Raw genomic sequence first — 12424 nt, 5'->3', positions numbered from 1 at the left:
ACGGGCCATCAGATGGACATCCTGCGGTTCGCCACCGCCGGGTCGGTGGACGACGGCAAGTCCACGCTGATCGGGCGGCTGCTGTTCGACTCCAAGTCGATCTTCGAGGACCAGCTGGAGTCGGTGGAGCGCACCAGCGTCGACCGCGGCGAGGAGTACACCAACCTGGCGCTGCTCACCGACGGCCTGCGGGCCGAACGGGAGCAGGGCATCACGATCGACGTGGCGTACCGGTACTTCGCCACGCCGCGGCGCAAGTTCATCATCGCCGACACCCCCGGGCACATTCAGTACACGCGGAACATGGTCACCGGGGCGTCCACCGCTGACCTGGCGATCGTCCTGGTGGACGCGCGCAAGGGCATCCTGGAGCAGTCCAGGCGGCACGCGTTCCTGACCACGCTGCTGAAGGTGCCGCACCTGGTGGTCGCGGTGAACAAGATGGACCTGGTCGGCTACGACCGGGGGACCTTCGAGCGGATCGTGGACGAGTTCACCGCGTTCGCCACCAAGCTGGAGGTGGCCGACCTCACCTTCATCCCGATCTCGGCGCTGCACGGCGACAACGTGGTGGACCGGTCGCCGAACATGCCCTGGTACAAGGGCACCTCGCTGCTGCACCACCTGGAGCACGTGCACATCGCCTCCGACCGCAACCTGATCGACGTGCGGTTCCCGGTGCAGTACGTGATCCGCCCGCACGCGTCCACCGACCCCGAGCTGCACGACTACCGCGGCTACGCGGGGCAGGTCGCCGGCGGCGTGCTCAAGCCCGGCGACGAGGTGGTGCACCTGCCGTCCGGGCTGACCACGACGATCACGCACATCGACGGCCCGAACGGCCCGGTGGAGGAGGCGTTCCCGCCGATGTCGGTCACGCTGCGGCTGGCCGACGACATCGACATCTCCCGCGGCGACATGATCGCCCGGCCGAACAACCGTCCCGAGGTCGCGCAGGACCTGGACGCGATGGTGTGCTGGATGACCCCGGACCGGCAGCTCACGCCGCGGATGAAGGTCGTGATCAAGCACACCACCCGGACCGCCAGGGCGATGGTGAAGGAGCTCAACTACCGGCTGGACGTCAACACCCTGCACCGGGACGAGAACGCCCCGGCCCTGGGGCTGAACGAGATCGGCCGGATCTCGCTGCGGGTCACCCAGCCGCTGTTCGTCGACGACTACGCCCGGAACCGGATGACCGGCGGCTTCATCCTGATCGACGAGTCCACCAACAACACGGTCGCGGCCGGCATGATCGTCGGCGCCCGATAGGCGGCGTCCGGCAGGCGTAGGCGATACCCCCGGGAGGGGCTGGTCCTGGCCCGGCCATCGGGACACCCGGCGCGGCGGACTACCGGTAATCTCGGCGGGTAACCAGACTTTTCCGGCATCACTGGAGCCTCGTTGAGACCGTCCGTTCCCAGCAGTTCCCAGGCGGCGCCGTGAAGGCCCTGGTCCTGGCCGGCGGCTCCGGGTCGCGGCTGCGGCCGATCACGCACACCTCGGCCAAGCAGCTGGTGCCGGTGGCCAACAAGCCGGTGCTCTTCTACGGCCTGGAGGCGATCGCCGACGCCGGCATCCGCGAGGTCGGGATCGTGGTCGGCGACACCGCCGCGGAGATCCGGGCGGCCGTCGGCGACGGGTCCTCGTTCGGGCTGACGGTGACCTACCTGCCGCAGGAGGCGCCGCTCGGGCTGGCGCACGCGGTGCTGGTGGCCCGCGAGTTCCTGGGCGAGGACGACTTCGTCATGTACCTGGGCGACAACTTCATCGTCGGCGGCATCACCGGGCTGGTGGAGCGGTTCCGGCGGGAGCGCCCGGACGCGCAGATCATGCTGACCCGGGTGAAGGACCCGCGCGCGTTCGGCGTGGCCGAGGTGGACGCCTCGGGACGGGTGATCGGCCTGGAGGAGAAGCCGGAGCGGCCCAAGAGCGACCTGGCGCTGGTCGGCGTGTACATGTTCGGCCCGGCCGTGCACGCGGCGGTGGCGGGGCTCACGCCGTCCTGGCGGAACGAGCTGGAGATCACCGACGCGATCCAGGCGCTGATCGACGGCGGCGCCCGGGTGGAGTCCACGGTGATCTCCGGCTACTGGAAGGACACCGGCAACGTCACCGACATGCTGGAGGTCAACCGGCTCGTCCTGGAGGGCCTGGAGCCGTCGGTGCGGGGACGGGTGGACGAGGCCAGCGAGCTGATCGGCCGGGTCGTGGTGGAGGAGGGCGCGGAGGTCACCGGGTCCCGGGTGGTCGGCCCCGCGATCGTGGGCGCCGGATCGGTGGTGCGCGACTCCTACATCGGCCCGTTCACCTCGATCGACCGGGACTGCACGGTGCTGGACAGCGAGATCGAGTACTCCATCGTGCTGCGCGGCGCGTCCATCGACGGGGTCGGCCGGATCGAGGTGTCGCTGATCGGCCGGGAGGCCGCGGTGACCCCGGCGCCCCGTGTCCCGAAGGCGCACCGCCTGGTCCTGGGCGACCACAGCGCCGTGCAGATCAGCGGATAGATGAGGACGGTCGGCAGATGAGGGTCCTGGTCACCGGCGGCGCCGGTTTCATCGGCTCGCACTTCGTGCGCGAGCTGGTCTCGGGCGGCTACCCCGCGTGGGCGGGGGCGGAGGTGACCGTGCTGGACCGGCTGACCTACGCGGGCAACCTGGCCAACCTGGAGCCGGTCGAGGGCGGGTTCACGTTCGTGCACGGCGACATCTGCGACGACGAGCTGCTCGCGCAGGTCGTGCCCGGCCACGACGTGGTGATCAACTTCGCGGCCGAGTCGCATGTGGACCGGTCGATCGCCAGCGCCGGCGAGTTCGTGCGCACCAACGTGCAGGGCGTGCAGGCGCTGCTGCGCGCCTGCCTGGCGGCCGGCACCCCCCGGATCGTCCAGGTGTCCACGGACGAGGTGTACGGCAGCATCGACAGCGGCTCGTGGGACGAGTCGGCGCCGGCCGCGCCGAACTCGCCGTACTCGGCGTCCAAGGCGGGCGGCGACATGATCGCCCGCGCGTACGCGCGGACGCACGGGCTGCCGGTCAGCATCACCCGTTGCGGCAACAACTACGGCCCGTACCAGTACCCGGAGAAGGTCATCCCGCTGTTCGTCACCAACCTGATGGACGGCCGCCCGGTCCCGCTGTACGGGGACGGCGGCAACGTCCGCGACTGGGTGCACGTGGCCGACCACTGCCGCGGCGTCCACCTGGTCGCCGAGGTCGGCGCGCCGGGCGGGATCTACCACATCGCCGGGACGGCGGAGCTGACCAACCTGGAGCTGACGCGGCGGATCCTGGACGCGCTGGGCGCGGACTGGGACATGGTGCGGCGGGTGCCCGACCGCAAGGGCCACGACCGCCGCTACTCGCTGAACGACGCCAAGCTGCGCGCCCTCGGCTACGCCCCGCGGGTGTCGTTCGAGAACGGGCTGGAGGAGACGATCCGCTGGTACGCGGAGAACCGGGCCTGGTGGGAGCCGCTCAAGAAGCGCGCCCATGACCGGTTCGGCGAGGGCCCGGGTGCCTGGGAGCCCGCGCCCGGACGGCACACGGACGCCCGGTGACCTGGCTGATCACCGGCGCGGGAGGGATGCTCGGCACCGACCTGGTGGAACGCCTGGGCGGTGAGGCGGTCGGGCTCACGCGCGCCGAGCTGGACCTGTGCGACCCCGCCGCCGTCCAGGCCGCGCTGCGCCGTCACCGCCCGGCCGTGGTCGTCAACTGCGCCGCCTGGACGGCCGTGGACGACGCCGAGACCCAGGAGGAGGCCGCCCTGGCCGTCAACGGCACCGCCGTGGCGGCCCTGGCCCGTGCCTGCGGCGACGCGGGCGCCACGCTCGTCCAGATCTCCACCGACTACGTCTTCGACGGCAAGGGGGACCGCCCTTATCCCGAGGACGCACCGACCTGCCCCATCAACGCCTACGGTCGTACCAAGCTCGCCGGTGAACAAGCCGCGGCCAGCGTGAACGCCTACATCGTCAGGACGGCGTGGCTGTACGGGGCGCACGGCGGCAGCTTCGTGCGGACGATGGCGCGGCTGGCGTCCGAGCGTGACACGGTGAGCGTCGTGAACGACCAGACCGGCCAGCCCACCTGGACCGGGGACCTGGCCGACCGCGTCATCGCCCTGGTCTCCGCGGGCGCCCCGCCGGGGATCTATCACGGCACGAACGGGGGCGCCACGACCTGGTACGGCCTCGCCCGCGAGGTGTTCACGCTGCTCGGGCTGGACCCGGACCGGGTACGGCCCACCACCAGCGCCGGCTTCCCCCGGCCCGCCCCGCGCCCGGCGTACGGCGTCCTCGGGCACGACGGCTGGGCCAAGGCGGGGCTGCCGCCGATGCGCGACTGGCGCGATGCCCTGCACGAAGCCTGGCCCACCCTGCGGGCCGTCTGGTCCTAGCCGTCTTGACCGCCCTGGCCGCCCTGGCGTCCGGCGTAGAAGTCCAGGCACGTGCGGTAGTCGGGGAGCAGCCCCGACTTCTCGGCCTCGGCGAGGGTGGGCGCGGCGGCGTCCTTGGGCGACAGGATCGGCTCGACATCCGAGGGCCAGGGGATGCCGAGGTCCGCGTCCAACGGATGCACCCCGTGCTCGCGCCGCGGCGCGTACGGTTCCGAGCACAGGTACATGACCATCGTGTCGTCCGCCAAAGCCATGAAGGCGTGGCCGAGCCCTTCGGCGATGTAGAGGCAGCGGCGGTTGCCCGGGTCCAGCGTCACGGCCTCGTGCCGTCCGAACGTGGGTGAGCCGACACGCAGGTCCACGACGACGTCGAGGATCGCGCCGCGCACGCACGTCACGTACTTCGCCTGCCCCGGCGGGACGTCGGCGAAGTGCACGCCGCGCAGGACGCCCTTGGACGACACCGAGCAGTTCGCCTGCGCGAGCCCGAAGGTGTGACCGGTCCGCTCCAGGTGGTCCTGCCGGAACCACTCGTGGAACGAGCCGCGCTCGTCATCGTGCGCTTGGGGGGTGAAGGCGTAGGCGCCTTGGATGGTCAGCGGATCCACGCCCGCGAGTTTAGGGGTGCCGGTCCGTGCCCGGTCCGGCCCGCACCGCCTGTACGGGGACCGGGTCGCCTCCCTGGCGGCGCAGCACCTCCGTCCACGCGACGAGGAGCAGCAACCAGATGCCCGAGACGTTGGCGGGCGCCGCCATGCCCTCGTTGGTGATGCCGTTCAGCAGGAAGCAGGACAGCATGCCCAGCAGCATGCCGGCGTCGGTGCGCAGGCTGCGGTGACGCGCCAGCAGGAGCAGGACGAACCCGAGCGTGAGCAGGAGCGCGGCGAAGATGGCCGTGCCGACCGCCCCGTTGTCGACCAGGGTGTTGACGAACGCGTTGTGCGCGCCGCCCAGGCCGATGTCGTCCAGGAACAGGCCCCTGGACGCGCCCAGGCCGCGCCCGAAGACCGGCTCTTCCGCGTAGGCGCGCATGGCCAGCGCCCACAGCTCCGTGCGCGAGTTGAGGGAGGCCAGACTCTCGGCCGACTCGCCCCGCGACACGAAGGCCAGGATCTTCTCGGAGAACGCGAGCGCGGCGACGGTCGAGACGGTGGCGCCGAGCACCAGCACGTCCACGCGCCCGCGCGGGCCGCGCGAGGTGGCCAGCAGCACCACCAGCCCGGCGGCGCAGCCCGCCGCCGCTCCGCGCGTCCCGGTGGCGATCAGCGCCCCGGCGAGCACGGCCATGGCGCCGAGGTACAGCAGCGGATGCCACAGCCGGTGCTGCGGCGTCTCGAAGCGGATCAGGTAGCTCACCGTGAGCAGCAGCGCCACCGCCAGGTACACGGCCGCCTGGACGGGGTGCACGTACAGCCAGTTGAAGCGGTCCTCGGTGAGCGAGGTGCGCGGGAACGGGTGGGCCACGCCGATCGCGACCGAGGCCAGCGCGATCGCGATGAAGGCGTGCCCCAGCCGGTGCATGTCGCGCGGTTCCGCCCGGGTCGCCAGGACGTACGCCAGGGACATGGTGATCAGCAGCTGGACGCCGCGGACGAGGCCCAGCGAGAGGAAAGGCGACCACAGCGCGGACAACGCCAGGTAGGCGGCGAACGCCCACGCGGCCAGCAGCAGCCCCGTCGTCGGCCGGGACGGGGGGCGCAGCCCGAACCTGTAGTAGAGGTAGATGGCGGCGAAGCCGTAGATGCCGATCTCCGTCAGGATCGTGAGGTCGGCGCTGCCGCTGACCGTCTGTTCCGCCTCGCGGCTGCGCAGCTTGTAGTCGCTGGACAGCATGAGGGCCAGCGGCACCACGACGGCCCACCACCCGGACACCGGCGGCAGCGGCCGGTACCGGGGGAGGAGGGTCAGGCGCGGGAATCGCCCCGGTGCGGTCATCGCGTTCTCCTGTTGGTGCACGGCGCCCCAAGGATAAGCCGCCCCGCGCCCGGTGACGCTCAGTCGGAGGCCATCGGCCACGCGCCCGTGTGACGGGCTCCGGCGGGACGGCCGAGCAGGGCGGCGACACGGGCGGGCAGGGGACGCGCGGCCGACGCGGCCCGTGCGGCGACGGCGGAGGAGAGCGCGCCGTCCGCGCCGGCCGCCGCCGGGTCGTCCACGGCGATGCCCGCCCTCTCCTGGCCGGTGGCGTCCCGGAACGCGGCCAGGCCGGTGTAGGCGTCCGGTGCGCCCGCGCCGCGCGACCACACGATCAGCCGCCGCGGCGAGCCGGGGCCGGGCCGGACGAACACGTCACCGTCGGCCGTGATCCCCATCGCGGCCGCCGAGCGGTCGTGCGTGTGGTCCTCCACGCACAGCAGGCACGGGGCGCCGGGACGCGCGTCCGCGAGCACGTTGTTGCCCAGCGTGATACGGCCGAGCCGCCAGGTCATCGTGGGATCGGGGAACGGCCGGCGGGGGTCGCGGCCTCGCGCGCCGGGCGCCTCGGGCCGCCGCTCGTCCTGCACGAGATGGACGGCGCGGCCGTTCGTCACCAGCGTGTTGTTCCAGATCTGCACGCCCTCGGTGTCGTTGACGCGGAGCCCGTCGCCGCCGTTGTCCCGGACGAGGTTGCCCGCGACGACCGCCTCCGCGCTCAGCTCCAGGACGATGCCGTGACCGGCGTTGCGGGCCACCCGGTTGCCGGTCACCGTGATGCCGTGCACCGACTCGTCCAACCAGAGGCCCTTGCCGAGGTTGCCGGACAGGACGCTGCCGGTCACGGTCACCCCCCGCGACCGGGTGACCTTGACGCCGCCCGACACCGGCGCCTGCTTGAAGCGCTCCAGGTTGTTACGGGTGCTGCGGACGCGTTCGAGACGCAGGTCGTCGGCCTGGTTGCCGTGGACGCCGAGCATGCCGTTGCGGGTCAGCGTGACCCGGCGGACGCGGGCGTGCGGCCCCACCACGCTGAGCCCGGTCGTGGCCGAGTCGGTGACCGCCACGTTCTCCACGCTCACCCCGGAGCCGGTCACGCGCACGCTGGCGAGCTGCGGGAGGGACGGAGCGTAGCGGCGCACGCCGACCCCGCGCAGCGCCGACCCGTCCCCGCCGATCGTGATCGCGATGCCGAGCGTGCTCGCCCGCACCGTCCGCCCGCGCGGGTCCGAGCCCAGGTACAGTCGTCCGGCCCGCTCGTCGACGTAGAACGCGCCGGCGGTCACCTCGTCACGGGAGGAGACCTGGCGCTGCGCCACATCGTCGATCCACACCTGGTCGGGGTGGGCCGCCATCGGGTGGGCGGGATCGATGAACTGGAAGTTCGGGTTGTCGCTGGGCGGCGCCCCGCGCGTGTAGGACGGGCTGGCGTCGAACCTGACCGTCCAGCCGTCCTTGACCCAGGCGTCGCCTTCCCGCGTCCAGCCGTCCACGGGGGAGCTGCCGTCGAACCAGGCGGCCTCGCCCGGGTGGGACTGGACGGTGAGGCGCTTGCCCGGCGGGATGGTGACCGACTCGTGGTAGGTCCCGCCGCGCAGCACGATCGTGCCGCCGGAGGGCGCCAGCGCGATCGCCCTGCCCACGGTGCGCAGAGGTGCCTGCATCGTGCCCGCCGCCGTGTCGTCCCCGGACGGGGAGACGACGGTGGCCTTCTCCGGCACCTCGTAGGCCGCGGTGCCCACCGTGACGGCGCCCGCGGCGCCCGCGGCGGTCGCCGTGCCGGGGGACGGCCCGGCCTCCCCCGGGTCCCCGTCCAGAGGCCGCCAGACCAGCAAGGCGGCGACGACGGTCACGGTCAGCGCCGGCACGCCGGCGACGAGGACCCGACGTGCCGGGCTCACCGCTGGAGCGATCCCGCGAACACGGCCGTCTTGTGCTTGTCGTCGAAGGCCACGCCCAGCACGACCGCGCCGTAGCCCTCGGGCGGCAGGTCGAAGGCGTACGAGGCCGAACGGCTCTGGCCCGGCGCCACCGTCCCGTAGAAGTCGTTGATGTTGGCGTACGAGGTGGGGCTCGCCTGCGTGCGGGCCTTGCCGTAGCGGGCGACCACCTGGACCTTGTTGAGGTCGAGCGGCTGCGCGGACCCGTTGGTGAACCGCAGCGTGAAGATCGTCAGGTTCCGGCCGGTGATCTCGCCCGGCCCCATGGCCTGGTTCTTGGCGTACCGGATGTCGGTGATCGCGACGGTGATCTTGTCCGGGTAGGTGACGGGCTTGCGCAGCCCGGTCATGTCCTTGAACGCCACGGCCCCGGGCGCCGCGGTGGTCTCCGCCTCGGACCGCTCGCTGGGCGGCGGGGGCTTGGGGCCTGAGGCGGGCTTCTTGTCGCCCGAGCATCCCGCCACCGCCACCGCGAGTGCGAGGGACAGCGCGAGAGCCGTGCCCCGGCCCGCCGAGCGAGAAAACGTGGATGGGCGCGATCCCCGGAGGGGCATGCGGATATCTCCTCGGTCGTGTGTCGCGGAAAGATCGGCGCCCGAGTGAACGGGGAGCCCGGAGCGCCGCTAGTGGCCAACAGTTTAGACAGTGGCTCCGCTAATCTTCCTTTGCCTTCTTTAGCTTGGATGGGGGATTTCAGCCGGTGATAACTGTCTCCGTCTTGCGCCCGGCCGTGAGAAGGGCCGTCCTGGCCACCGTCACGGCCTTCGGCACGGCCGTCTTCGGTCTCACGGCGATGCCCGCGGCCCCGGCCGCGGCCGACACCGCGCCGCCGCCGGGCACCCCGCCGACGGTGAGCGCCGACGCCTTACCGACCTGGCAGGTCAACGGGGTCGTGTGGAGCATGACGACGGTCGGCAACACCGTCTACGCCACGGGCAACTTCACCAAGGCGCGGCCGCCGGGCACGGCGGCGGGCAGTCCGCAGGAGGTGACCCGCAACAACATCCTGGCCTTCGACATCAGGACCGGTGAGCTGGTCACCTCGTTCGACCACTCGCTGAACGGCCAGGGACTGCGCATCGTCCGCTCGCCCGACGGCAGCCGGGTGTACGTGGGCGGCGAGTTCACCACGGTCGACGGGCAGCCGCGCAGCCGGATCGCCGCGTTCGACACCGCCACCGGCGCCCTCGACCCCGACTTCAAGCCCACCGTGTCCAACGTGGTGCGGGCGATCGCCGCGACCGACTCGACGGTGTACTTCGGCGGCAACTTCTTCAACGTCAACGGCAGCTCGCGGACCCGGCTGGCCGCGGTGCGGGCCTCCGACGGCGCGAACATCAACACCTGGCGCCCGACCGCCGACGACAACGAGGTGTACGCGATGGTGATGGCGCCCGGCGACACCCGGGTGCTGGTCGGCGGCCGGTTCCAGACGCTCAACGGCGCCTCCCAGGTCGGCATCGGCGCGATCGACGCCACCACGGGCGCGCTCGCCCCGTGGAGCAGCCGCCCGATCCCCAGCAGGTCGGGCAGCAACTTCTCGTACGTGACCGACCTGTTCGTGTCGGGCGACACCGTGTACGGGTCGGCCAACGGTGAGGGCGGTCACTGGTTCGACGGGCGGTTCGCGGCCAAGGCGGCGACGGGCGACCTGGTGTGGCTCGACAACTGCTACGGCGCGACCTACGGCATGTTCGTCGAAGGCCAGTCCGTCTACAGCGTCTCGCACGCGCACGACTGCTCCTCGCTGGGCGCGTTCCCCGAGACCAACCCGAGGAGCTGGCACCGGGCCCTGACCGAGACCACGTACCCGACCGGGACGGACCTGATGCCGCCCGGCACCAACAGCAACTACAGCGGGCAGCCCATCCCGAGCCTGCTGCACTGGTACCCGACCCTGTCGGCGGGCACGTTCACCGGGCAGAGCCAGGCCGCCTGGGCCGTGACGGGCACCTCCGACTACGTCGCCATGGGCGGCGAGTTCCCCCGGGTCAACGGCGTCAACCAGCAGGGCCTCGTGCGGTTCGCCGTCAAGGACAAGGCCCCCAACGACCAGGGGCCGATCGCGTCCGAACTGGGAACGCCCACCGCCCAGTCCGTGCCCGGAGGCAAGGTCCGCGTGAGCGTGACCACGACGTGGGACATGGACAACAACACGCTCACCTACGAGCTGCTCCGCGGGAACGGCACCACCCCGGTCGCCACCGTGGAGAAGCCATCGACGTTCTGGCGGAAGCCCATCGTGTCGCTGTTCGACACCACGGCGGAGGCCGGGTCGTCCAACACCTACAGGGTCCGCGTCAAGGATCCGAGCGGTAACACCATCACCAGCGCGGCCTCCAACGCGGCCAGTCCCGGAAGCGGGACGCCCGGCACGAGCGGCCCGTACAGCGGCGTCGTCCTCGGGGACGCGCCCGACGCGTACTGGCGGCTCGGCGAGCCCAGCGGTTCCGCCCTCGACCACGCGGGCAGGAACGACCTCACCCTGGGCTCGGGGGTCACGCGCGGGCAGACGGGCGGCATCTCCGCCGACTCCGACCGGGCGATGGCGTTCAACGGCACCACCACCGGCACGGGCGCCAGCGGCGCGGTGCCCACGCCACGCGACTTCTCCATCGAGGCATGGGTGAGGACCACCAGCGCCAGCGGCGGAGAGATCATCGGGTACGGCAACAGGACCAGCGGGAACAGCACCAACTACGACCGCAACCTGTACCTGACCAACGACGGCCGCGTGGTGTTCGGTGTCAACAGCGGCGGCGTCAAGACCATCATGAGCGGTCCCGGCCTCAACAACGGCCAGTGGCACCACGTCGTCGGCACGCTCGACTCCGGCGCCGGCATGAAGCTGTACGTGGACGGGCAGCAGGTCGCCGCCAACGCCACCATCAAGAAGGGGCAGGCGTTCTCCGGCCTCTGGCGCGTGGGCGGCGACAACCTCAGCGGCTGGACCAACAGGCCGTCCAGCGACTACCTCAACGGGACGCTGGACGAGGTGGCCGCCTACCCGCGCGCCCTGACCGCCGCCGAAGTGGCCGAGCACCACGGCGTGGGCGCGGGCACGGTCACGCCCAACCAGCCGCCCACGGCCGCGTTCACCTCGTCCTGTGACGAGCTGGAGTGCTCGTTCGACGCGTCCGGGTCCACCGACGGCGACGGCACCGTGGCGTCCTACGCCTGGGACTTCGGCGACGGCCAGACCGGTACGGGGGCCACGCCGTCCCACTCCTACGGAGCGGCGGGCCAGTACACGGTGAAGCTGACGGTCACCGACGACGACGGCGCCACCGACGAGGTCACGCACACCGTCACCGTGACCTCGTCGACGCTCGCGTCCGACGCGTTCGAGCGCACCGTGGCCGGCGGTTTCGGGACGGCCGACGTCGGCGGCGCGTGGACGAGCCTCGGCACGCCAGGCGCCGTGTCGGTCTCGGACGGCGCCGGCCGCGTCACGCTGGCGGCGCCGACCAACAGCGGCGGCGCGTACCTCAACGGCGTCAGCACCGACGCGTCCGACGTCTCGCTCAAGGTGTCGGTCGACAAGGAGGGCACCGGCAACGGCGTCTACTTCTGGGCGCTCGGCCGCCGCGTCACCGGGGTGGGCGAGTACCGGGCCAGGCTCAGGCTGCGGCCCTCCGGCGTCGTGTCGGCCTGGATCGTGCGTACCGACGCCGCGCAGGCCGAGGCGGGGATCGTCGCCGAGCAGACCCTGCAGGGGCTCACCTACACGCCGGGACAGCGGCTGCGGCTGCGCTTCCAGGTCACCGGCGCCTCGCCGACCACGCTGAGGATGAAGGCGTGGGCGGACGGGACGGCCGAGCCCGCCGCGTGGCAGCTCACCGGGACCGACGACACCGACGGCATGCAGGTGGCGGGGAGCGTCGGGCTGCGGGCCTATCTCTCCGGCAGCACCACCAATGCGCCGATCGTGGTCTCGGTGGACGATTTCCTGGCGACCAGGGCCGGCGGCTGACCGACGAAGGGGACGACGCATGAAGGCGCCCCGGGGTTGTCATCCCCGGGGCGTTTTCTTTCCGTTCTGAAAGGTTCTCCCGGACGCGTGCGAGGACCGGTGTAGAGGGATTCATCACGATTTCGATAAGTGACCCTTCCCTCGCCCCGCGGAGGCTTACTATCGCCAGGCCAGTGTGACCGCAGGGGTC

At 71.9% G+C, this 12424-nt stretch carries 9 protein-coding genes; 5 read left to right on the top strand and 4 right to left on the bottom strand.

Annotated elements, in window-relative coordinates; genetic code table 11:
- Positions 1–12: 12 nt before the first annotated feature.
- The 4 genes from ACGWYJ_RS05210 (at position 13) to rfbD (ending at position 4407) form a co-directional block, all read left to right on the top strand.
- Positions 13–1275 carry a sulfate adenylyltransferase subunit 1 gene (locus tag ACGWYJ_RS05210; protein ID WP_395104465.1) on the top strand — a complete coding sequence of 421 codons (1263 nt, stop codon included), beginning with the start codon at positions 13–15 and terminating at the stop codon, positions 1273–1275.
- Between the two features lie 170 nt (positions 1276–1445).
- The gene (locus ACGWYJ_RS05205) at positions 1446–2513 is read left to right on the top strand and encodes a glucose-1-phosphate thymidylyltransferase (protein ID WP_395104412.1); all 1068 of its coding nucleotides are present in this window, start codon (positions 1446–1448) and stop codon (positions 2511–2513) included.
- Between the two features lie 17 nt (positions 2514–2530).
- On the top strand, positions 2531–3565 hold the full coding sequence (gene rfbB / locus ACGWYJ_RS05200) for a dTDP-glucose 4,6-dehydratase (RefSeq protein WP_395104411.1): 1035 nt from the start codon (positions 2531–2533) through the stop codon (positions 3563–3565).
- Entirely contained in the window at positions 3562–4407 is an 846-nt protein-coding gene (gene rfbD, locus ACGWYJ_RS05195; RefSeq protein WP_395104410.1) for a dTDP-4-dehydrorhamnose reductase, read from the top strand. The genes rfbB and rfbD overlap by 4 nt, the downstream gene beginning before the upstream one ends.
- On the opposite strand, the gene rfbC is transcribed toward rfbD, so the two are convergent.
- From rfbC to ACGWYJ_RS05175, 4 genes are read right to left on the bottom strand one after another with little or no spacing between them, the layout of a single operon-like run.
- Positions 4404–5015, bottom strand: coding sequence for a dTDP-4-dehydrorhamnose 3,5-epimerase (rfbC, locus tag ACGWYJ_RS05190; RefSeq protein ID WP_395104409.1), 612 nt, complete (start codon positions 5013–5015; stop codon positions 4404–4406). The two genes, rfbD and rfbC, sit on opposite strands and share 4 nt — an antisense overlap.
- Positions 5016–5025: 10 nt before the next feature.
- Positions 5026–6342 (bottom strand): O-antigen ligase family protein, encoded by a 1317-nt coding sequence (locus tag ACGWYJ_RS05185; RefSeq protein ID WP_395104408.1) that lies wholly within the window; start codon positions 6340–6342, stop codon positions 5026–5028.
- 59 nt (positions 6343–6401) lie between these two features.
- Complete coding sequence (locus ACGWYJ_RS05180) at positions 6402–8222, bottom strand: right-handed parallel beta-helix repeat-containing protein (protein ID WP_395104407.1); 1821 nt, start codon at positions 8220–8222, stop codon at positions 6402–6404.
- Positions 8219–8815 carry a hypothetical protein gene (locus tag ACGWYJ_RS05175; RefSeq protein ID WP_395104406.1) on the bottom strand — a complete coding sequence of 199 codons (597 nt, stop codon included), beginning with the start codon at positions 8813–8815 and terminating at the stop codon, positions 8219–8221. Before ACGWYJ_RS05175 ends, ACGWYJ_RS05180 begins: the two co-directional genes overlap by 4 nt.
- A gap of 176 nt (positions 8816–8991) precedes the next feature.
- Between ACGWYJ_RS05175 and ACGWYJ_RS05170 the strand changes: the two genes are divergently transcribed.
- On the top strand, positions 8992–12234 hold the full coding sequence (locus ACGWYJ_RS05170) for a LamG-like jellyroll fold domain-containing protein (RefSeq protein WP_395104405.1): 3243 nt from the start codon (positions 8992–8994) through the stop codon (positions 12232–12234).
- Positions 12235–12424 lie beyond the last annotated feature (190 nt).

Origin of the sequence: Actinomadura sp. SCN-SB, from assembly GCF_043906805.1 — a bacterium.
Classification (GTDB): Bacteria; Actinomycetota; Actinomycetes; order Streptosporangiales; family Streptosporangiaceae; genus Spirillospora.
This window is presented reverse-complemented; position numbering and strand designations above follow the sequence as displayed.

Coding starts and splice junctions, on each gene's coding strand:
- ACGWYJ_RS05185 (WP_395104408.1), bottom strand. CDS start 6,342: ATGACCGCACCGGGGCGATTCCCGCGCCTGACCCTCCTCCCCCGGTAC.
- rfbB (WP_395104411.1), top strand. CDS start 2,531: ATGAGGGTCCTGGTCACCGGCGGCGCCGGTTTCATCGGCTCGCACTTC.
- ACGWYJ_RS05210 (WP_395104465.1), top strand. CDS start 13: ATGGACATCCTGCGGTTCGCCACCGCCGGGTCGGTGGACGACGGCAAG.
- ACGWYJ_RS05175 (WP_395104406.1), bottom strand. CDS start 8,815: ATGCCCCTCCGGGGATCGCGCCCATCCACGTTTTCTCGCTCGGCGGGC.